The 22,242-nt window shown below is 62.7% G+C and carries 16 protein-coding genes; 5 read left to right on the top strand and 11 right to left on the bottom strand.

The features are described from left to right. The first annotated feature begins 83 nt into the window (after positions 1-83). Both ACZ5C7_RS00240 and fdhF read left to right on the top strand, forming a co-directional pair. Positions 84-1,637 carry an NADH-ubiquinone oxidoreductase-F iron-sulfur binding region domain-containing protein gene (locus ACZ5C7_RS00240; protein ID WP_464374390.1) on the top strand — a complete coding sequence of 518 codons (1,554 nt, stop codon included), beginning with the start codon at positions 84-86 and terminating at the stop codon, positions 1,635-1,637. Next, positions 1,634-4,840, top strand: coding sequence for a formate dehydrogenase subunit alpha (gene fdhF, locus ACZ5C7_RS00245; protein ID WP_464374391.1), 3,207 nt, complete (start codon positions 1,634-1,636; stop codon positions 4,838-4,840). Before ACZ5C7_RS00240 ends, fdhF begins: the two co-directional genes overlap by 4 nt. A 180-nt stretch (positions 4,841-5,020) precedes the next feature. Here fdhF and ACZ5C7_RS00250 read toward each other — a convergent pair whose 3' ends face one another. Continuing rightward, positions 5,021-6,613 carry a long-chain-fatty-acid--CoA ligase gene (locus tag ACZ5C7_RS00250; protein WP_464374392.1) on the bottom strand — a complete coding sequence of 531 codons (1,593 nt, stop codon included), beginning with the start codon at positions 6,611-6,613 and terminating at the stop codon, positions 5,021-5,023. A 305-nt stretch (positions 6,614-6,918) separates the two neighbouring features. Between ACZ5C7_RS00250 and ACZ5C7_RS00255 the strand changes: the two genes are divergently transcribed. Beyond that, a complete protein-coding gene (locus tag ACZ5C7_RS00255) occupies positions 6,919-7,926 on the top strand; it encodes an ABC transporter substrate-binding protein (RefSeq protein WP_464374393.1) in 1,008 nt (335 codons plus the stop codon). Between the two features lie 50 nt (positions 7,927-7,976). Here ACZ5C7_RS00255 and ACZ5C7_RS00260 read toward each other — a convergent pair whose 3' ends face one another. The 4 genes from ACZ5C7_RS00260 to ACZ5C7_RS00275 all read right to left on the bottom strand — a co-directional run bounded on the left by ACZ5C7_RS00260 (position 7,977) and on the right by ACZ5C7_RS00275 (position 12,376). Further along, entirely contained in the window at positions 7,977-8,783 is an 807-nt protein-coding gene (locus tag ACZ5C7_RS00260) for an enoyl-CoA hydratase/isomerase family protein (protein ID WP_464374394.1), read from the bottom strand. Beyond that, positions 8,776-9,666 carry a 3-hydroxyacyl-CoA dehydrogenase family protein gene (locus ACZ5C7_RS00265; protein ID WP_464374395.1) on the bottom strand — a complete coding sequence of 297 codons (891 nt, stop codon included), beginning with the start codon at positions 9,664-9,666 and terminating at the stop codon, positions 8,776-8,778. The genes ACZ5C7_RS00260 and ACZ5C7_RS00265 overlap by 8 nt, the downstream gene beginning before the upstream one ends. A gap of 125 nt (positions 9,667-9,791) precedes the next feature. Further along, a complete protein-coding gene (locus ACZ5C7_RS00270; RefSeq protein WP_464374396.1) occupies positions 9,792-11,201 on the bottom strand; it encodes a zinc ribbon domain-containing protein in 1,410 nt (469 codons plus the stop codon). After that, positions 11,198-12,376, bottom strand: coding sequence for a thiolase domain-containing protein (locus ACZ5C7_RS00275; RefSeq protein WP_464374397.1), 1,179 nt, complete (start codon positions 12,374-12,376; stop codon positions 11,198-11,200). Before ACZ5C7_RS00275 ends, ACZ5C7_RS00270 begins: the two co-directional genes overlap by 4 nt. 241 nt (positions 12,377-12,617) lie before the next feature. Between ACZ5C7_RS00275 and ACZ5C7_RS00280 the strand changes: the two genes are divergently transcribed. Further along, positions 12,618-14,069 carry an aldehyde dehydrogenase family protein gene (locus ACZ5C7_RS00280; RefSeq protein ID WP_464374398.1) on the top strand — a complete coding sequence of 484 codons (1,452 nt, stop codon included), beginning with the start codon at positions 12,618-12,620 and terminating at the stop codon, positions 14,067-14,069. Positions 14,070-14,198: 129 nt separating this feature from the next. Continuing rightward, positions 14,199-15,359, top strand: coding sequence for an acyl-CoA dehydrogenase family protein (locus tag ACZ5C7_RS00285; protein ID WP_464374399.1), 1,161 nt, complete (start codon positions 14,199-14,201; stop codon positions 15,357-15,359). A gap of 437 nt (positions 15,360-15,796) precedes the next feature. Here ACZ5C7_RS00285 and ACZ5C7_RS00290 read toward each other — a convergent pair whose 3' ends face one another. The 6 genes from ACZ5C7_RS00290 to ACZ5C7_RS00315 form a co-directional block, all read right to left on the bottom strand. Then, positions 15,797-17,125 carry a methyl-accepting chemotaxis protein gene (locus tag ACZ5C7_RS00290; RefSeq protein WP_464374400.1) on the bottom strand — a complete coding sequence of 443 codons (1,329 nt, stop codon included), beginning with the start codon at positions 17,123-17,125 and terminating at the stop codon, positions 15,797-15,799. A gap of 135 nt (positions 17,126-17,260) precedes the next feature. Continuing rightward, entirely contained in the window at positions 17,261-17,689 is a 429-nt protein-coding gene (locus ACZ5C7_RS00295) for a universal stress protein (protein ID WP_464374401.1), read from the bottom strand. A 93-nt stretch (positions 17,690-17,782) separates the two neighbouring features. Beyond that, positions 17,783-18,874 (bottom strand): mandelate racemase/muconate lactonizing enzyme family protein, encoded by a 1,092-nt coding sequence (locus tag ACZ5C7_RS00300; protein WP_464374402.1) that lies wholly within the window; start codon positions 18,872-18,874, stop codon positions 17,783-17,785. Positions 18,875-19,015: 141 nt separating this feature from the next. Continuing rightward, the gene (locus ACZ5C7_RS00305) at positions 19,016-20,512 is read right to left on the bottom strand and encodes a tripartite tricarboxylate transporter permease (protein ID WP_464374403.1); all 1,497 of its coding nucleotides are present in this window, start codon (positions 20,510-20,512) and stop codon (positions 19,016-19,018) included. Positions 20,513-20,515: 3 nt separating this feature from the next. Next, positions 20,516-21,121, bottom strand: a complete 606-nt coding sequence (locus ACZ5C7_RS00310) for a hypothetical protein (RefSeq protein WP_464374404.1) — start codon at positions 21,119-21,121, stop codon at positions 20,516-20,518. A 51-nt stretch (positions 21,122-21,172) separates the two neighbouring features. After that, entirely contained in the window at positions 21,173-22,165 is a 993-nt protein-coding gene (locus ACZ5C7_RS00315) for a Bug family tripartite tricarboxylate transporter substrate binding protein (protein ID WP_464374405.1), read from the bottom strand. Between the last annotated feature and the right edge of the window lie 77 nt (positions 22,166-22,242).

Genomic DNA, 22,242 nt, shown 5'->3' on the forward strand with positions numbered 1-22,242 from the left:
TCGCCGCGTCGGCCGCGCCAGCTCGTCGCCGCGTTCTCCGTCGAAGACAAGGTTTACACCATCGGCCACTCTGGATCCGATCAATGGACGGGAACACAAGCGGGTCGTCACCGGTCGTTCGCGTGGCAGGAACAACGGATTCATCGTCGGTACGAACTGCCGCCTCGGACGCGACGGGTGACGTTCCGGTCGTCGACGTCGGATCGACCGGCGCGACCGCGATCGAACCGCTACTGCTGGCGACGCTCGAGGGCGAGACTGCCGTCCTCACACAGTGTGATCCCGACGCTGCAACGGCCGTCACCGAAGCGCTCGCCAACGGAGAACTACCCGACGAGACGGCGACGTGGCTCGTCGACCACGACCCCGAAACGTCGGTCCTTCCGATTCCCGAACGCTCCCGGCTCGCAACCGGCGAGCGACGCGTCCTCGAGGCCTGCGGCTGGGCCGATCCGGCGAGCGAGGACGACTACCTCGCTCGAGGAACGGTCCTCTCGAGCGAGACGACCGAATCGGACGGCCAATCCCTGCTCGAACTCGTCGCCGACGCGGGCCTTCGAGGACGCGGGCGGGGGGACGACGCCAGCGACGAAGCCGTCGGCGACCGCTGGCAGACCGCGATCGACGCCGACGGCGAACCGGTCGTCGTCGTCAACGCCAACGAAGCCGATCACCGGGTAACCGTCGACTCGTTGCTGTTGCGTTCGGATCCGTTCAGCGTGCTCGACCCCGCCGTGGCGGTCGCGAAACAAATCGGCGCGCCGAACGTCGTCGTCTACGTCAACGAAGCGGAGGAGGCCGTCCAACGGACGGCGTCAACCGCCGCCGAGTCAGTCACCAGCACCGCGTTCGACGGCCACGACGTGAGCGTCGAGGTCGTCGCCGGTCCCGACGAGTACAAGGCCGGCGAGCCGACGATGGCGCTCGAGTCCCTCGAAGGGAACGACCGCCTCGAGGCCCGACGCAGTCCGCCGGGGCCCGCCGAATACGGGCTCTACGGCCGGCCGACGATCGTTCACACCCCGCGGACGTTCGCCCAGATCCGGCAACTGGCTTCGGATCGACCGCTCGTCGGCGTCGACGACGATCCGGGTACGCGAGTATTCGACGTAAGCGGAGCCGTCGACGCCCGCGGAATCGTCGAACTTCCGACGAGCGCGACCCTCGAGACGGCGCTCGAGGCCGTCGAGACCAACAAGCGGATGAAAGTCGCCTGCGTCGGCGGAACCTTCGGCGGACTCACGGAGTCCCTCGACGTGCCAGTGACCGCGAACGGCCTCGAGTCGTCGGGGCTCGGAACGAACGGCGCGGTCGAACTGTTCGGCGACGATCGGTGTGCAGTAGCCCTGGCCGGACGACGAGCCACCTTCGCTCGCGAGCAAAACTGCGGGCGGTGTGTTCCGTGTCGCGAGGGCTCCGTTCAGTTGACCGAACTCCTTCGGGCCGCCTACGACGATCAGGACATCGTCGCGGACGCCCGGGAACTCGCTCGAGTGATGGAGCGCTCGAGCGTCTGCGGGTTCGGACGGGACGCCGCTCGGCCCGTGACGACCGCGCTGGATCGTTTCGAATCGGAGTTCTCCGCACACGCTGATGGCCGGTGTCCCGCCGGCGAGTGCGAGGTGAGTCAGTCGTGAGCTCGAACGACGATTCGAGGGCCGGAACAGGTCAGTCGCCGCTTCCCGGCGTTCCCTCCGTGGAGGATCCCCAGCCGAGCACGCCCCTGACCGAAGACTTCCAGACCGGCACGGCGAACGATCCGGACGTTCCGACCGGCGACGGGCCGACGACGTTGACCGTGGACGGCCAGTCGGTCACCGTCAGCGGCGATGCGACGGTGCTCGACGCGCTCGAGGCGGTCGGCGACGGCTCGTCCGTTCCGGCGCTCTGTCACTACGACCAGAGCGACGAAATCGGGCCGCGAAGCACGTGCCAGACGTGCGTCGTCGAGACCGAAGAACACGGACTGGTCTCCTCGTGTAGCCACCCCGCTGAGGAGGGGATGAACGTTCGAACGGACGATGCCGAAGCGTCGGAAGTCCGAGACGTCAACCTCGATCTGGTGCTCTCGAATCACAACCTCCGCTGTACGACCTGCGGGAAGAACGGCCGCTGTGAACTGCAGGATACCGCGATCGAACAGGAGGTCGAGCATCCGCGATACGGCGTCTTCGACGACCGAGACGCCTACGAACCGCTGGACGATACGTCGCCGTTCATCCAGATCGACCGGAACAAGTGCATCCTCTGCAATCGCTGTGTGGAGGCCTGCAACGACGTACAGGTCGAAGGCGTCCTCCGAATCGAAGGAACCGGCGAGGATACCCGAATCGGTTTCCAGAACGAGAGCGAGGCGATGGCCGGCTCCTCGTGTGTCTCCTGTGGACACTGCGCGACCGTCTGTCCGACCGGCTCGCTCACGGAGAAGGGACTCGTCGACAGCGCAACCCTTCCGATCCCCGGGTTCACGCAGAAGAATTCGATCGGGAAAGCGATCGAGTACGACGGGGACGACGAGGGCGAGAAAGCCGCCGGCACCGACGAGAACGCCACAGGGGTCGCCGACTCCGAGCCGGAAGACTCGCTCTCGGGCGTCGCCGGCGTGATGCAACGCGGGAAACAGCAGGCGAGTTTGGCCCTGCGGGGGGCAGGCGAGCGTGCATTCCTCGAGGCAGAGCACGCCGCAGAGGGGGTCGCCTCGAGCGTCCTCTCCGAAGGACAGATGTTCGATATCGCAGAGTTCGTCTCGAAGCACCGCCTCGACGACGTCGACGTGACCGAAACGACCTGTGGCTACTGTAGCGTCGGCTGTCGGTTCGACGTGTACGGCAAAGACGACGAAGTGCTCGGCGTCCGGCCGACCGATTCGGACCACGCACCCGCGAACGACGGGTTTTCGACCTGCGTGAAAGGAAAGTTCGGCTACGACTTCGTCAACAGCGAGGACCGCCTCGAGACGCCGCTAATCCGCGAAAACGGCCGGCTTCGCGAAGCAAGTTGGGAGGAGGCCATAGAGCGAGTGGTCGAGGAGCTCTCGGCCATCGTCGACGACACCGGGCCGGACGCTGTCTCCTGTTTCGCGTCCTCGAAGTGTACCAACGAAGAGAACTACCTCATGCAGAAGTTCGCCCGACAGGTGCTCGGGACGAAGAACATCGATAACTGCGCGCGGCTCTGTCACTCCTCGACCGTCGCGGCGCTCAAACAGACCGTCGGCTACGGCGCGATGACCAACCGCATCGAGGACGTAGCAAATACCGACTGTTACCTGATCACCGGTTCGAACACGACCGGAAGCCATCCCGTGCTGGCGACCCGAATCAAACAGAACGTCCGGGATGGCGCGGACCTCATCGTCTTCGACCCGAGGAAGGTCGACATCGCCGACCACGCCGACCAGTACACTCGAGTCGAGCCGGGCTTCGACGTCGCCTGGATCAACGGACTCACGCGGTACATCGTCGAGAACGACCTCCACGACGAGGGGTTCATCGAGGAACACACGAAACACTTCGACGAACTGCAGGAAAAACTCGAGCCGTTTACGCCCGATGAGGTCGAGCGCCTCTGTGGCGTCCCGCCCGAGGAACTCGAGAGTGCAGCGGAGACGATCGCCGCCGCCGAGACCTGCGTCTTCGGCTGGGCGATGGGGATGACCCAGCACTCCCACGGCACGCAGAACGTCCTCGCGCTGGCGAACCTCGCGTTGGTTACCGGCCAGCTCGGCAAGCCCAACGCGGGTCTCTCGCCGTTTCGCGGACACAACAACGTCCAGGGCGGGGGCGGCGACATGGGCACGCTCCCGAACTCCTTGCCCGGCTATCAGCCGGTCGACGACCCCGACGTGCTCGAGGCCTTCGAGGAATCCTGGGGCGAACGACCGCCCGAAGAGGCCGGGCTAACGGTGCCGGAGACGTTCACGGAAGCCCACGAGGGCAACGTCAAGGGTATGTACGTCATGGGCGAGAACCCGGCGCTCTCCGAGCCCGATATCGGCCACGCCGAGGAGGCCCTCGAGGCCCTCGACTTCCTCGTCGTCCAAGACATCTTCCTCACGGAAACCGCCGAGCACGCCGACGTGGTCCTTCCGGCTGCGTCGTTCGCCGAGAAAAACGGCACGTTCACGAACACCGAACGCCGGGTACAGATGGTCGGCAAGGCCGTCGACACGCCAGGGTCGGCCCGTCAGGACTGGGAGATCCTCCAGGAGCTCGCGAACCGCCTCGGCTACGACTGGTCCTACGACTCGCCCGCCGAGGTGATGGACGAGATTGCCGACCTCACGCCGATCTACGGGGGGATTAGCCACGAGCGTCTCGAGAACGAGGGGGGCCTCCAGTGGCCGTGCAGAGACGCGGAGGACCCCGGAACGCCGTACCTCTACGAGGATGGGTTCAACTTCGCGGACGGAAAGGCCCGATTCGTCCCCGCCGACCTCGGCGAGCCGAACGAGCTCCCCGACGAGGAATACCCGCTCACGATGACGACGGGTCGGGTGCTCTATCACTTCCACACGGGCACGCTCAGTCGCCGCGTCGAGGGAATCATGTCCCACGTGGGCGAGAGCTTCGTCGAGGTCCACCCCGACACCGCCGAGCAACTCGATATCGGCGACGGCGATGCTGTCACCGTCGAATCCCGCCGCGGCTCGACGACCGTCAGCGCGCAGGTGACCGACCGCCCCGACCGCGGCGTCGTGTTCATGCCGATGCACTTCGCAAAGGGGGCCGTCAACGAACTGACCCAGGAGTCGTTCGACCCGATCAGCGGCATCCCGGAGTATAAGGTCTCGAGCGTGCGAGTATCTCGAGCCGAGACACCACCGTGTCCGGAGAACTGAACGCGGTTCGATTCCGCTCGAGCGGGATTGAGTCGGACGATTCGACTCTTTGTAGACGAGCAGGTCGAGTAGGTCGAGTAGGTCGAGCAGATCGACTACGACAAGCAGATCGACTACGACAAGTAGATCGACTACGACGATCGTGACGGACTCGAGGCACTTCGAAAACGGCCGCTACCGCTAGTTGACGTTCTCCTCGGCGTCACTCCAGTGTTCCTCGCGGAGCTCGAACTTCTGAATCTTGCCGGTCGACGTCTGCGGAAGGTTCTCCCGGAACTCGACTCGAGTCGGGCACTTGTAGTGGGCAAGGCGCTCTCGAGTGAACTCGATGAGTTCGTCCTCGGTCAGGTCCGAGCCCTCGCGGGGAACGACGAGCGCCTTCGGGGTCTCGCCCCACTTCTCGTGAGGGACGGCGATGACTGCGGCCACCTGCACGTCGGGGTGATCGTAGATCGTGTCTTGAACCTCGATCGAGGAGATGTTCTCGCCGCCGGAGATAATGATGTCTTTCTTCCGATCGACGATGGTAATCATCTTGTTCTCGTCGATCGTCGCGATGTCGCCGGTGTGGAACCAGTCGTCGACGCGATCGTTGAACGCCCGTTCGGTCTCCTCCGGCTTGTTCCAGTACCGGTCGAGGACCTGATTGCCTCGAGCCACGACCTCTCCTTTCGTCTCGTCGTCCGTCGGCACGTCCTCGCCGTCCTCGTCGACCACGCGGATTTTCGTATTCAGCGTCGCGAAGCCGGGTTTGTTGATGATATCGTACTTGTCTCCGTCCTCGATCTTGCGCCGGGAATTGCTGGTCGTGATGAGGGGGCCGGTCTCGGTCGCACCGTAGGCGTGGATGATCCGCCACCCGAGTTCGTCCTCGGTCCGCCGGATGGTCTGCTTCGGCGGGGGACTGGCGGCCGTCTCGACGCGAACCGGCTTCTCGCCGCTCGTGGGAGCGTCGGCCTCCTCGTGGTACTCGAGCAGCATGTTCAGGACCGTCGGCGCACCCCCGAGGAAGGAAACGTCGTACTCGTGGATCCGCTCGAAGACCGTCCCCGGGTCGAAATCGCGGAGGATGACGTGCGTGCCGCCGATGCCGGTGAGCCCGTAGATGTGCCCCCAGCCGTTGATGTGGAACATCGGCGAAGTCCAGAGGATGGTGTCGTCGTCCTCGAACTCCACGTGGTGGGCGTGGATCATCGCGTGATAGTGCTGGATACGGTGGGTGTGGACGACCCCCTTCGGATCGCCCGTCGTCCCCGACGTGTAGAGGATCGTCGCGTCGTCCTCTTCGGAGATGTCGACGTCTTCGGGCGGGTCGGGCGAAGACTCCTCGAGGACCGTTTCGTAATCGGCCCACTCTCCGTCGACGGCGGCGGCGTCGTAGGCGATCCACGATTCGAGGTCGCGCTCGCCTTTGAGGTGTTCGAGTTTGCCCGCGTACTCGTAATCGGCGATGAGGACGGCCGGGTCGCAATCGTCGACGAGGTAATCGTACTCCTCAGGTTGCAGTCGGAAATTCAACGGGACGAACAGCGCGCCGATCTGCATCGTCGCGTACAACGTCTCGATGAAGTAGTGGGAGTTCGGCGAGAGGAGTGCGACGCGGTCGCCCTTCTCGACGCCGCGCTCGTCCAGCGCGTTCGAGAGGCGATCGACTCGTTCGCCGAGCTCGCCGTACGTGAATTCGGTTCCGTCGTCGGCGATCACGCCGGTATCGTCGCCGAACAGGTCCACCGCCCGATCCAGATAATCCGTAGTGAGTAATGGCTGTTTCATGAGTATGTTACTGATTGCTGTTATGAGGGGTGGTGCTCCGCCGGGCCATCTGCATGTTCCGCCGTACCATGTGACTTAGTCATTCGTACACAAACAACACAATTTAACCTTGCGGTGTCACCGCATCGAAGTCGGTGTCTCGCCGTCCCAAAACCAGCCGGAATTCGAGCGAACGGAAAGGATGTCGAACGGTTACAACGCGAGTTGGCGGACCGGCTTGACGAAAGTGTTCCCCCGCCCCCTTTCGCGTTCGTGGAACTGCGTTGACGAAATTGTTTATATACACGCAACCCATTTTATGACATATGGTACCTATTGACAGAAGAGGGTTCCTCAAATCAGGGACAGCCGTAACGGCGGCCGGAATAACGGGGATTTCGGGGTGTCTCGGCGGGGACGACGGAATACCGACGCTATCGTATCATTTCACGGTCCCGATCGAGAATTTCGCCTCGTTGCTCGGCATTCCCGAGATTCAGGAGGAACTCGAGAACGTCGGCGAGGAGTACGAACTCACCGTCTCGAACGACTCGAGTACGATCGATTCGCTAAACGCGATGGCCGCGGGGGAGTGTGACATCGCGCAGGTGACGACCGAAAGTTACGCGAACGCGATCATGGAAGACGCGGTTCCGCAGGGAATCACCAAAATCGCGACCGATTTCTGGGACGCCCACGACGACTTCTACGGATTTACCGTCTACTCGCCGCCCGGTTCGGATCTCACGGAACCCGAAGACATGGAAGGCGCGAGTTTGGGGATCAACGCGATTAATACGGGAATACACGCCACGTACACCAGGAAGTTAATGGATCTCGGATTGGATCCCGAAGAAGACGTCGAGTACGTCGAACAGGAGTTCGGCGCGCTCCCGGCGGCCGCCGAAGACGGCATCGTCGACGCCATCGTGCTCCCGCCGCTGTTCGCCGCGGGCGTCCGCGACGAATTCAACGCGGTGTACACGAGCCACGAGGTGTTCGATCGAGAGTATCCGTTCGCCTACATCGCCGCCGCCAACCGCGCGCTCGAGGATCACGAGGATGCGATCCGGACGTGGGCCGAAGACTACGTCGACATCATCGACTACGTCGAGGAGAATCGAGACGAGGTCGTCTCGTTGGCAGCAGATCACTTCGAAGTCCCCGAAGAACAGATCGACGCGTTCTACCTGACCGAACACGATTACTACCGCGGGGTGTACGAGGTCGACTTCGACGACCTCCAGTACGCGATGGACGAGCTCGAGGCGTCGGGAATCACGGACGGCACGTTCGACGTCGAAAACCACGCGACGAACGAATATCTGCCCTAACGGCGGCGAACGATCGGTCGACTTTCGTTCGACCGATCGTTCTCGCGCCGTTACTCGCCGGTGAACGTCGGCTCGCGCCCCTCGAGGAACGCGTCGATCCCCTCGTCTTTGTCGTCCGTCGCGAACAGCTGTACGAACAGTTCCGCCTCGTAATCCAACCCCTCCTCGAGTCCCGTTCGGGAGCTCGCCTTGACCGCGTTCTTGGCGAACTCGAGGGCGATCGAGCTCTTCGCGGCCATCTTCCCGGCCAATTCGTACACCCGCTCGTCGAGGTCGTCCGCCTCGAGGACCTCGTCGACGAGACCGATTTCGCGGGCCTCCTCGGCGTCGATCAGTTCGCCCGAGAGGATCAACCGCATCGCCTGGCCTTCGCCGACGAGGCGGGTGAGACGCTGGGTGCCTCCGCCTCCGGGGATGATCCCGAGGTTGATTTCGGGCTGGCCGAGTTTCGATCCGGATTTGGCGATCCGCACGTCACAGGCCTGGGCGAGTTCACAGCCGCCCCCGAGTGCGTGGCCGTTGATTCGGGCGATAACCGGAATCGACGCGTCGTCGACCGTCTCGTAAACGCGCGGGCGTTCGCTGGCCTCACGCTGCTCGACGACCCCACGCTCTCGAAACTCGGTTACGTCCGCGCCGGCGACGAACGATCCGGATCCATCGCCGCCCGTGAGCACGAGGACGCGCACGTCGTCGTCGGCGTCGGCCGCGGCCACGGCGTCCTTGAGCTCCGTCCGAACCTGGCCGTTGAGCGCGTTTCTAGCGTCCGGACGCTCGATCGCGATCGTCGCGACGCGATCGGCCCGGTCGCCGACCTCGACCGAAAGCAGGTCGTAGTCGTCCGCGAGCTCACTCATCGTCCCCACCCCGATCGCCGCTCGTGCCGACGCGCTCGCCGTCCTCCCAGACGTAGAACCCCTCGCCGGACTTCTTTCCGAGGTTGCCCGCCCGGACCTTCCGACGCAACGTCTGGGGCGGCTTGAACCGCTCGCCGAGTTCCTCGCGGAGATGTTCCGCGATATGGAGGCGAACGTCGAGACCGACGTGATCGGTCAACTCGAGCGGTCCCATCGGATAGCCGTAGCCGATCTTCATCGCCTCGTCGATGTCGGCGGGGCTGGAGACGCCCTCCTCGACCATCCGGATCGCTTCGAGCCCCGTCGCGACGCCAAGTCTCGAGGAGGCGAAGCCGGCAGTGTCGCGGACGACGACGTCTTCCTTGTCGATGTCGCGGACGTAGTCGACTGCGAACGCTTCCGTCTCGTCGTCGGTCTGTTCGGCGACGACGATCTCGACGAGATCCATGATGTGGGGCGGGTTGAAGAAGTGGAGCCCAATCGCTCGTTCGGGGTGCTCGAGCGCGCTCGCCATCTCCGTCACCGACAGCGAGGACGTGTTCGACGCGATGACAGTGTCCTCGTTCACCGCGGCCTCGACGTCCGAAAAGACGTCCTTCTTGAGATCCATCTCTTCGGGAACGGCCTCGACGACGAGATCCGCGCCGGCAACCGCGGCCTCGAGGTCGGTCGTTCCCGAAATTCGCTCGAGGGTCGCTTCCATCTCCTCGGCCGATACCTTTCCGCGGTCGACACCACCCTGGAGATTGTCGCGGATCCCCTCGAGGCCGTCGTCGACGAACTGCTGTTTGATGTCCCGAAGAACGACGTCGTGACCCGCCATCGCCGAGACCTGTGCGATTCCGTGGCCCATACTCCCGGCTCCGAGGACTGTGATTTGCATACGCGGATCATCTCGAGTAACGATAAAAAATGTTCCTATCGAACGAACGGTCACTGGAGTCGAGCAACCCTCACCGTTCGAGGACCCGAACCACTCGACCAACCGACCCGACGCGAGGCGTCGAACTACTCCGTCGGCCTGAACTTCACACCGTAGCGCGCCACTCCCTCTTGCGTGTAAATCCGCCGGATCGTCGCCTCGACGGTATCGCCGACCGACACCGTTTCCGGGTCGGCATCCGTCACCTGTGCGGGAAGCGTGATCGTCCCCTCGTCGGATTCCAACGCGACGATCGCGGCCGCGTACGCGCCGTCCCGTTGCTGTAGTTCCGCGAACTCCGGAGGCGCACCGCCCTGCCCGATGATCGTCATCGCCCGAACGGTCCCGGTTCGGGGCGCTTCGAACTCGTCGAACTCGACTCGAGCGTGACACTCCTGGCAGGCCCCCTTCGGCGGGAACGTCACCCCGCCACACTCGGGACAGGACCCCGCAACGAGTCGATACCGCTGTTCGAGCGATCCCTGCCAGTTCGGCAGGCTGACGTTCGCTCCGCCGCCGGAAACCTCGCCGTCGACGACGTAGCCGCGTTCGCGGAGGTACGCCGCGTACGAGATCGGTTCGGTAGACTCGATATCCTCGAGTCCGGGGACCGAGAGAGTCCCTCTGCAGGCTATCGCCGCCGCGCTCCCGCCGCCGAAGAACCCGGCGACCGTGAGTTCGTCGTCGTCGGTTCCCGAAAGCGCTGAAAGCAGTCCGATCGGAACGGTGGCCGCCCCGGCGTCGCCGATGCGATCGACGACCGTCCCCGCCGCCACGGCTTCGTTCGATACCGGCAGATCGCCCGCGACGCGGTAGGGAAACGCCCCGTCGCGCTGGTGAATCGCCGCGGCAGTCGGCGTCGACGGGTCAATCTCGAGCGAAGACACCGCGTCGGTTACGGCGTCGCGAACCGCGTCGCGCTCGTACGTCGTAATTCCGAGGGCTTCGACGTTCCGACTGTCGCGCTCGCGGAATCGAACGCCCGGCGTCTCGTTGCTGTACCAGGCGGTGTCCTCGATTTCGACTGCCGGATCGTCGCCGAGCAGGAACGCCGCCGCTCCCGCGCCGTACGGATGGTCGGCGTCGGCCGGCTCCCCCTCGGGGCAGTCGGCCGTCACCACGAGCGTAGTTCCGTCGGCGTCGAGTCCCCTCGAGAGCGCCTCGGCTCCCGCTGCGGTGTGGTGAGTCGCGGTCGCACTCGCAACGTCCGCCGGAAGGTCGAGCGCGCGGATCAGTCGCGGAACGAAGTCGCCTTCCTCGAGCGGCGGCGTCGTCGTCGCGGCCGAGACAACGTCGATCGCCGCTCGGTCGACAGCGTGGCTCTCGAGCGCTCGTTCGGCCGCTTCGACGGCCATCGTCAGCGAGTCCTCGTCGGCCGCGGGAACCGCCTTTCGGTCGACGCCCGATGCGTGGTTCGTCCCCCACGCGTCGTCGAGTTCGTCGCTCGAGAGTCGGAATCGAGGAACGTAGACGCCGGCGGCGACGATACCCCTCATACCGATCCCCCCGTCTCCTCCTTTTCGAAGATGTGGACGGTCACGCCGCCCCCGCTCCCGCCGACGTTGTGGGTGAGTCCGTATTTCGGATCGTCGACCTGCACGTGGGCCTCGCCGCGCAGTTGGTCGAACGCCTCGACGATCTGGCCGGTACCGGTCGCGCCGATCGGGTGTCCCTTCGACTTCAGCCCGCCGCTGGTGTTCGTGGGCAACTCGCCGTCGGGATCGGTGACGCCCTCCCGAAGGAGCCGTCCGGCTTCGCCTCGTTCGCAAAAGCCCAGATCCTCGTAGGCCAGCAGTTCGGCGATGGCGAAACAGTCGTGGACCTCCGCGAAGTCGAGATCCGACGGACCGATCCCCGCGGCTTCGTAGGCGTCTTCTCCCGCGCGGGTGCTCGCCGGAACGGACGTCAACGAACCGCGCTGGAACAGGCCGACGCGACCGCTCGAAGCGCCACAGCCAGCGACGCGAATCGGCGTGTCGCTGCGTTCTCTCGCGACGTCTTCGCTCGCGACGAGGACGGCGCTGGCTCCGTCGGTCGTCGGACAGCAGTGATAGAGGTTGAGCGGGTCGGCGACCGACGGCGCGGAGACGGCGTCCTCTAACGAACACTCGAAGCCGAGGTGAGCTTTGGGATTCTGTGCCCCGTTACCGTGGTTTTTGACCGCGACGCGACTGAGGTCTTCGGTCGTCGTTCCGTACTCCTCCATGTGGGCGCTGGCCATCTGTGCGTAAACGCCGGCAAACGTCGTCCCGCTCGTTCGCTCCCACTCGGTCTCGCCGCTGACCCCGAGCCACCAGCGAGTGTGGTCGGAGCTCGCGTCGGTCATCACTTCGTAGCCGCCGGCCAGCGCGACGTCGACCATCCCCGATCGGACGGCCGTCACGGCCTGTCGGAACGCGTAGCCGCTCGCGGCGCAAGCGTTTTCGACTCGAGTCGTCGGAACGCCATGAAGGCCGATGTGTTCGGTCACCGCTGGCCCTGAAAGGCCGATCTGGCGGCCGCCGACGCCGAGCGTTCCGAGGAACGCCTCGTCGATCATCTCCGGGTTGATTGGCGCGTCCGCGCTGTCGATCGCCGCGTCGAACGCGTCGTCGAACAGCGACAGATACGTTTCGTCGGGAAACGAGCCGAACGACGACTGTCCGGCTCCGAGCACGTATGCATCTCGCATGAGTTGAAGTATCTGCTCCGCACTCTTATAGATGACTCACGACGGAGCGGTGCCATCGACGATGGGAGCTGTACGGCGTCATCGACGATGCGGACAGTATTGTCAACGACGGGGGCAACGTGATTACACTCGAGCGGAACCAGTACGCGAGCGATCCCTCGAGCGAACCGCCGGGAGATACCCATCCGCGGCCACCCGGTACCACACGGCTTTTACCGATCCGGCTGATACGCTACCGTGTATGAGCTACACCGGTCCAACAGACCTGTATATCGACGGCGAATGGATCGCCGCCGAAAGCGACGAGACGTTCACGACCGAAGATCCCGCGACCGAAGAACCGTACGCGGACGTCGCGAAGGCGGCCGAAGAAGACATCGACAACGCGGTTTCTGCGGCCTCGGAAGCGGTCGACCGCGACGGCGAATGGCGATCGCTCGATCCCCGAGAACGCGGCGAGCGTCTCCGCGCGATGGCGGACGCTATCGAATCGCGAAAGGACGAAATCGTCCGCGTGGAATCTCGAGATAACGGGAAGACGCCCTTCGAGGCCACGCTCGACGTCGACATGGTGATCGACACGTTCCGGTACTACGCCGGCTGGACCGACAAGATCCAGGGCGACGAGGTTCCCGTTCCCGGCAACAGGCTGAACTACACCGTCCGAGAGCCGGTGGGCGTAACGGGACACGTCATCCCGTGGAACTACCCCTTCCAGCTCGCGGGACGGAGTCTCGCACCCGCACTCGCCTGCGGGAACACCGCAGTGCTCAAACCCTCGAGCACGACGCCGCTTTCGGCGCTGTATTTCGCCGTCGCCGCCGAAGAGGCCGGACTCCCTGACGGCGTGTTGAACGTCGTTCCCGGACGCGGGAGCACCGCCGGCAACAGGCTCGCCGAACACCCCGACGTGGACCACATCGCGTTCACCGGGAGTACGGGCGTCGGAAAGGGCGTCATGGAACGCGCCTCCCAGAACGTCACCGGCGTGACCCTCGAACTGGGCGGGAAGGGACCGAACATCGTCTTCCCTGACGCCGACCTCGAGGCGGCCGCCGCGGGCTGTCACTACGGAATATTCATGAACGCCGGACAAATGTGCTGGGCGGGGTCGCGCTTGCTTGTCCACGAATCGGTCCACGAGGAGGTCGTCGAACAGGTCGTCGAGCGCGCCGAGGGAACGCCGCTCGGAAGCGGTATCGACGACGGCGGCCGGATGGGGCCGACGGTGAGCAAGAGCCAACAGCAGGAGGTTCTCGACTACATCGAGACGGGGAAGGCAGAAGGCGCAACCGTCGCGACCGGCGGCGGCGTTCCCGAGGACAAAGACGCCGGTCACTTCGTCGAACCGACCGTGTTGACGGACGTGACCAACGACATGACTGTCGCTCGAGAAGAGATCTTCGGGCCAGTCCTCTCGGTTATCGAGTTCGCCGACCAGGAAGAGGCGATCGAAATCGCGAACGACTCGCCGTACGGCCTCATGGCGGGAATCTGGACATCCGATCTCAACACTGCACACGGCGTCGCGGAGTATCTCGACTACGGGATGGTCAGCATCAACGAGTACCCGGTTACCCAGCCCCAGACGCCCTTCGGCGGCTTCAAACAGAGCGGTAACGGCCGCGAACAGGGAACGGAAGCGATCCACGAGTACACCCAGACGAAAAACGTCAACGTCAACCTCGAGTAACGCCGCTCGAGCGAACGACCGGCCCACGTCCACCTCGACGACGGGGCGGAGACGACGATGCCGCCGAGACGAACCCGTCATTGGCTATCTCGGGACTTTTATGGTAGTGTGGCCCGCGTATGCCACTGTATGACTCTCATCGAGAACGCCCTCTCCGAAGAGCACCGTGAGTTCCGTGACCGAGCGGCGTCGTTCGCAACCGAGGTCGTGAAACCCGAAGCAGAACGCATCGAGCGAACGGACGAGTTTCCGCGAGCGGTCGTCGAGGAGGCGGGCGACCGAGGCCTGCTGGGGATTTTGGTTCCCGAAGCCGACGGCGGCGAAGGGTCTGACTTCCTGTCGTACTGTCTTGCCATCGAGCGAATTGCGCAGGTGAGCGGCGCGGTCGCCGAGACGATACACGGCCACACCTTCGCCGCGCTTCCCATCGCGAACTTCGGCACGGAAGCGCAGAAGGAAACGTATCTCGATCCCATGATACGCGGCGAATCCGTGGGGGCGATGCTACTGACCGAACCCGACGCCGGGAGTTCCCCCACCGAACTGTCGACGGTTGCCGCCGAGCACGAAAACGGAAACGGCTACCGCCTCACCGGCGAGAAATCGTTCGGAACGAACGCTGGCGTCGCGGACGTCCACCTCGTCGTCGCTCGGAAACAACCGACGCCCGAAGACAGCCACGGCGTGAGCGTCTTCCTGACCCCCGGTATCGACGAACGGGACGGGTTCACCTTCGACCGATCGAAATTTATGGGGATGCGCGGCCACGTGACCGGAGACTCGACGCTCGAGGACGTCCCGATCGACGAATCGGCGCTGCTCGGCGAGGTCGGTCAGGGCTTTCGAATCGCGATGGGAACGATCGACATGGCCCGCACCGGGCTGGGCGCGATCGGAACCGGAATCGCTACCGCGGCGTTCGAGGAAGCGATCGAGTACGCAGGCGACCGCGAGCAGGGCGGTCAGGCCGTCGGCGAGTACCAGGCAGTGCAGGTGCTAATCGCGGACATGGACGCCCGCCTCGACGGTGCACGACACCTGGTGTATGACTCCGCGGCCGCGATCGCCAACGGCGACGCGAGCACGCGCCAGTCGAGCAAAGCCAAGTACGTCGCGAGCGAAACGGCCGAGTTCGTCACCCGGAACGCGATACAGGTTCACGGCGGGAAGGGGTATCGAACGGACCTCCCCCTCGAGCGCTACTATCGGGACGCAAAGATACTGAGTATCATCGGCGGGACGACGGAAATCCAAAAAACGACGGTCGCGAGCGATGCGCTCGGTCTGTAACGCCTTCTGAAGCTGCTCGGTCCGCGACTGACGTTTCGAAACAGATCGATACCGGCGAGTGGTATCCCCGAATCTCGAGAGAGCGAACGAGCAGCCACGAGATGGGTCTCGCGTATACGATCCTCGTATACAAAAATGAACGTGAGTCAAGAAGTCCGCCACTCGGACGAATACATCAGAGAACGGCAAGCAAGTCGCGTTCTACCGATGGACACGAACAAAATAGTTTACACAAATACTTCTGTAATTTTGACCGGAAGGCGCGTTATTCGAACAGTGGTATACGGTAACTGTATACAGAATGTGGTCGACCCAATATCGCGCGTTCCCGTTCGAGGAGAAAGGAAAAGCCGTGATTCCTCGAAACTATCGCCACATCCGCCGGAGCGATCCTCCAGACAGTTCGTCCCGCAGAAACCGACCGACCAGCCGTCAGGTTAGAGGTCGTTCTCGAGGTCCCGAACCTCGTCTCGGACTTCGCGCACCTTGTTCGTTTGCTTCGCGTTCGTTTCCGCGAGCGTCTCGATTTCGGCCGCGACGTCTTCGATCTGTTCGACGGACGTACTGAGCATCGTGGCGACCTCCTCGGCGGTCGCAGCCTGATCGTCGGTAGCGCCGGCGATCTGTTCGATACCCGTCGTCGCCTCCTCCACGGCGGACTTGATCTCCGATTGTTTATCGTCGACCGCTCCGGCCCGTTCGATCGCATCCTCAACGCGGTCGATCGTCGCTTCGACGCTTTCGACCGTCGTCGTCGTGTTCTCCCGGACGTCGTCGACGATGTCCTCGATCGTTCCAACCTCTTCTTTGGACTGATCGGCGAGTTCTTTGACCTCGTCGGCAACGACGGCAAACCCTTCGGCCCCGGAATCAACCTGTGCGGCCTGAATGTTCGCGTTGACGGCGAGCAGATTCGTCTCGTCCGCGATCCCGTCGATTACGTCCACCACTTTGTCGATTTCGATGATGCGCTTCTCGAGTTCCTGACTGCTCTCCGAGAGGGCGTCCGTCGCCCGTCGAACGTCGTCGATCATCGAAACGATCTCCGCGGTCGCATCCTTGGATTCGTCGGCCAGTTCGGCGGCGACCTCGCTCTGACTGCTAACCTCCTCCGCGCTCGCCGAAATTTCTTCGACAGTCGCCGAGAGCGATTCCATCTCGTTACGAACCTCGACCAGGTTCTCGACCTGTTTCTCGGCCAGTTCGTCGACTTCCGCGGTCGTTTCGGCGTTTGTCTCGGCGGCGGCGAGTAACTCTTCGACCGCCCCCTCCACAGTTTCGCTGATCGACGCCTGAACTCGCTCTAATCCCTCGCGTTGTTCGACCAGCTCCGTGACGCTACTGACGTACTCGAACGCACCGATCGATTCGCCGTCGGGTGTCAACAGCGGAACACCCGCCGCTCGAACGTGCCAGTTCTCGCCGCCGGTTTTCCCCGACCGGATTCGATCCTCCCGGACCGATTCTCCCGTCCGAGCGATTTTCTCCGCGAGCGTTTCCTCGACACCCTCCGTACCGACGATATCGATCGCCTGGTTCCCGACCGCCTCTGCCCGAGTCGCGCCGATCAACTCGACGATCGGATCGTTCCAATGTGTGATAGTCCCTTCGTCGTTGACGACGACGACTGATTCGGGGAACTCCTCGACCAACTGGTCGAAGAGATTCCGCCAGAAGTCGCGTTCGGCACGGAGTCGCTCGAGGTCGTCCGTTCCCTCAGAATCCCCTGTATTTTCCTGAGAGAACAACAATTCGCTTTCTGACATCTATTTGTGGTATTCACACCCACGGTTGAAAAGCTTCTGGCCGGGAGACGATTTCGTCCGGACGCGGATCGATCGTCGTGTCACATCCACTCACGAACGGACAGCGGACCGTCGAATCGCCGACAGTAAAACGGGCTACTGACCGGCAGAAACGACGACGAGACAATCCGCGTTCAGGAGTACCGACTGGGCGACACTTCCGAACAGCACCTTTCCAGCAGGAGATCGCTTTCGGCTCGAAACGACGATATAGCGAGCGCTTTGGTCGTCTGCGTATTCGAGGATTCGATCCGACGGGTCACCAACTAATCCGACAGTTTCCGCTGGTGAGTCGAGACTCGACGCCGCCTCGTCCGCGACGGTCGCCGCAACCTCACGCACTCGATCCATGTCGAGCGCACTGCCAGTGTTGTTGACGCTCGTTCGTTCCAAACTCACGAATTCCGACTCGGATAGGACGTGAACGACGTGGATTTCATCGTCGAACGCCGCTGCCAAGCGCTCAGCCTGTTCGACGACTTCCGGGGCCCTCGCGGATCGATCGACTGCTGCAACGATTACCATATCGAGTGCTCGTACTCACGGCTATTCACTCTTTCCCAGAGCAACCGAATCGTCGAATAGCGCCGAGTCCGAAGGGTGGAGATCGGAGTACTGCTAGTCGTCTCGGTAGGCCTCCAGGGTGTCGAGGTCGGGCTCGAGACCGAGTCCCGGTTCGTCCGGAAGCGTGATAGACTCGCCGGTCGGTTCGGGTGGTGCGTCGTAAATTATTTTTCCGATTTCCCAGACGATGTCGTGAAACTCGACCATCTTGCCGTTCGGTAGTCCGGCCTGAAGGTGCATATTCTGGAACGGCCAGCCGCCGCCGTGATAGACGTCGATATTGAACGCAGCGGCCATTCCCGCAACCTTCCTGGCTTCCGTGTACCCGCCGGTGAAACAGACGTTCGGGAGGCTGATATCGACCGCACCGCCTTCGATGAGGTCTCGATGACGGAAACGGTGTCCCTCGTTTTGGCCCGCGGCGATCGGAACGCGCGTCCGCGAGCGGAGGTCAGCAAGCAGGGACGCGTCGTTTCCGTACACCGGCTCCTCGAACCAGCTGATCGAAGTCGACTCGAGGCGGTTACACAACTCGAGCGCTTCGTTGAGCGAGTAGAGGTAGTTCGCGTCGATCGCCAACTCGACGTCCTCGCCGACGGCTTCTCGAACGGCGGTTACTCGTCCCTCGTCGACCCTCGGGGTCGCCCACTCACCCTTTCCGACGACGACTTTGATCCGTTCTGCGCCGTCAGAAACGAGTTGTTCCGCGACCCCGGCGAGTCGCTGTTCGTCTCGAATCGCCTGTCCGATCGTGTAGTACACCGGCACCGTGTCGTCGGCACCGCCGAGCAGTCGCCACACGGGTTCGCCGTACTGCTTCCCTTTGATATCCCACAGGGCGATATCGACGGCGCTCACCGCCGTGCTCCAGACACCGGTCTGCGCTCGAGGATTGAGTTCGGTGTAGAGGTCGTCCCAGATTCGTTCGTTGTTCAGCGGATTTCGCCCAGTCAGCAACGGCTCGATGTGGTCGTTGATGAACGAAACGCTCGCCGGGGGGTGAAGATACCCGGTTTCACCGTAGCCGGTGATCCCCTCGTTCGTTTCGACGGAGACGAACGCGAGCGTCATTTCGTCGGGTTCGTCCATGCCGGGAACGTCGGCCGGTACGGTGTGCGTCGTCGCTTGAACGTCTGTAATTTTCATCGGTAGTCGTACCCAATAGTAATCGAATCGACAGCGTCCATAGACTTATTTTTACTGGTCTCAACCGGCGGTCTGGCGTAGTGCGAGCGGACAGCGCGGGGCGGAGGATCGCCGATAGATCCTCCGCCAACGAAGGGACGGCTATCGATCACCGCTGCCAACCGCCGATCGAATAACGGAGAGAATCGGGGACGCAATCACCGCAACCGTCAGCAACGTAAGCACCAGCGGGATCGGTTCGTTGATGAATATCATGAGCGATCCCTCGGACAGTTGTAACGAACGGACGAGGTTTTCCTCCGCTATCGGCCCCAGAACGATCCCGAGAACGAACGCGATTATCGAGTAGTTGTGCTTCATCATGAAGAAGCCGAATATACCGAAGATGAGCACGGTAAAGACGTCCAGCCAGCTCCCTCGAAGCCCGAACGCACCGAGTGAAGCGACGGCGATGACCAGCGGGATGATGTAATCGGTATCGATCGTCGTGATGTACACCGCTCGAGTGATGATCAGGAGTCCGAACAACAGGATGACGACGTTTCCGGCGAGCAAGGCCAGAAAGATGCTGTACGTGATATCGACGTTGTCCGTGAACAGTTCCGGCCCCGGACGAAGTCCGTGCATCATCAGGCCACCGAGAAGGATGGCCGTCGCGCCGCTTCCGGGAATCCCGAACGAAAAGGTCGGGATAAGCGAGCCCGCGACGGTTCCGTTGTTCGAGGCTTCCGACGCGATCACACCGCGGTGATTGCCGTCTCCGTACTCCTTGTCGCCACCCCCGCTTCGGACCGCCTCCGCGTAGGAGATGAAGTTCGATATCGACGCTCCGGAGCCGGGAATCGCACCGATGAACATCCCGATATACCCGGATTTGATCGTGGTAATCGGCGCAGACAAGACCTTTCGAACGCCGGAGAGGACGTTTCCGCTCAAGCTGAGGTCCTTGTTCGCGAGGCTCCCTTTCTCTCCGGCCAGCTTGATCATCTCACCGACCGCGAAGATCCCGATCAACACGGCGACGAAGTCAAGCCCGTCGTAGAGGATGAACGTATCGAAGGTGTACCTCGGTTGACCGGCGGCAACCGGAAAGCCGATCGTCGAAAGGAGAAGTCCGAACGCACCCGCCGTCAACCCTTTGACCATCGACCCCTGCGCGACGATGGTGATCAGTGCGATCCCGAACAGCGCGATGAGGAAGTACTCGGGCGACCCGAACAGAAGCACGATCGTCGTCAAAAACGGCGTCAACAGAATCAGCGTGACGATGGCGAACGCACCGCCGATCGCCGACGCCGTCGCCGAAATCGAAAGCGCATCCATGGCACGGCCCTGTCGAGTCATCGGGTATCCGTCCAGCGTCGTGGCCGCCGCCGCGGCAGTTCCGGGAGTATTGATCAAGATCGCCGCGATACTCCCGCCGTACATCGCTCCGCTGTAGATGCTGATCAGCAGGATGATCGCGTCGGGACCGTCGAGGCGCATCGTCAACGGGAGGACGACCGCCAGACCGAGGTTCGGTCCGAGACCGGGAATCGTTCCGATGACGATTCCGGCCAACAGTCCCACCAGCAACCATCCCGCGGTCGGCCAGGTGACGAGGATTTCCAGTGCGCCGAACAGCGATTCTTGAACCATCGGTTAGAGGAACACTCCGTCAGTCATGTTTACGGGAAGTATCGAGTTGAACGCGAACGCGGCGACAAGCCCGAGGACCACAATCACCAGCGTCATAAGCCGCGGAAGATCGAACAGTCGCGCGAAGGCGAGGATAAACAGCGGCGTGGCCCAGACGAGACCGATTGCGTATCCGACGAGCCCGTAACCGGCGAGAAGCGCCACGAGAATTACTTGTTTCGTCGAGTCTATCTCGCTGTCCTCGACCGCACCCGGGTCGGCATTTTCAACCATATCTCGATCGGCGCCGTTGTCCGCTGCCAGATCTCGATCGGCGTCTCCGACCGTACCGACACCCTCGCTAAACTCGTCGTCGCTCGGTTCCGTATCGTCGGCCGAGGACTCGAACTCTTCGTCGTACTGGTCGAACATCCCCGCCGATTCGGTAATTACCTGTCGTATCGGCTCCGGGAGGTACGCCCTGAGAAGTAAGAGAACACACCCACAAACGGTCACGGCCGCCGCGAACCGGGGAAAGATCCCGGCTTCGTAAGAGAAGGAAAACGATTCGATGAGCATGTAGCTCGAGACCCCAAGCATTGCGAGGAGCATCAGCTGCTCTGAGGTCACTCGACGTTTCATCGAAGTATAGAGTGAGTGGATCATACTACGTAGGCGCTCTTATTCCAGGTCGTCCAAATCGATGATTTCCGGAATGCGCTCCTGATTCTCTTCGAGTACTTCGAGGACCTCAGCCTCGCCACCCAGATACTCGAGGTGGTTCCCGGTCTCGTCGGCCCACGACTGCAGTTCATCGCTCTCGAGGGCCTCCTGAAGGTTTTCGTTCAGAATGTCGATTCGGTCGTCCGGCGTGTCCGGCGGCGCCATGAACGACCGAAGGAACTGTCCCATGAAGTCGATTTCCGGTTCGTATCCGTAATCGGTGTAGACCGGAAGGTCCGGGAAGACGGGACTCCCCTCGCTCGCGAGTGCGGCTATAATATCGATCTGATCCTCCGCGTCCGCCGCCGCCGTCTCGGTTACGATACCCGCCGAGACCTCGCCGGAGGCAACGGCCTGTATGACCGGACCGCTCCCATCGTAGGCGACGTAATTTTCCCACGGTACGTCCAGTTCGGACTTCAACGACTCCGCGAGGACGTGGTTCGGTTCGCCCGGCGACTGACCCGAAATGGATCCGATGTCGCCGTCCTCGTACGCCTCGACCACCTCGTCGAACTCACTCAAGCCGAGGTCGGGGTCCGTGACGAGTACCCAGACGGTCTGCGTGTACGCACCGATGTGTCTGAACTCGTCGATCGTGAATCCCGGATCCTGCGTGAGAAGCGGGACGACGGATGGCGAGTTCATCGGAGAAATCGTGTATCCGTCCGGCTCCGAGCCGTACAGTTCGGTTATCCCTCGGACGCCGGCCGCACCCGTGACGTTTTCGAACCCGACCGAGACGTCGCTCTGGTCCGCGATTCGCTGCCAGATCTCTCTCGTGAAAATATCGGTTCCACCGCCCTGTCCCCACGGAATAACGCCGTGAAACTGTTGGGAAGGAAAGTCTCCATCCCCCTCGTCGTCGCCGAGACATCCTGCGAAAGCCAGTGATGCAGCCCCTACTCCCCCAGCTACGGTGCGCTGTATGAATGCACGTCTATCCTGCATGGTCTGTAATGTGCGGAGAAGTCACCTTAAATCTTTCGGGATGTGTTAACTGGTGTCAGAGACGCGACTTAATCGCG

The organism is Halostagnicola alkaliphila, assembly GCF_055379965.1.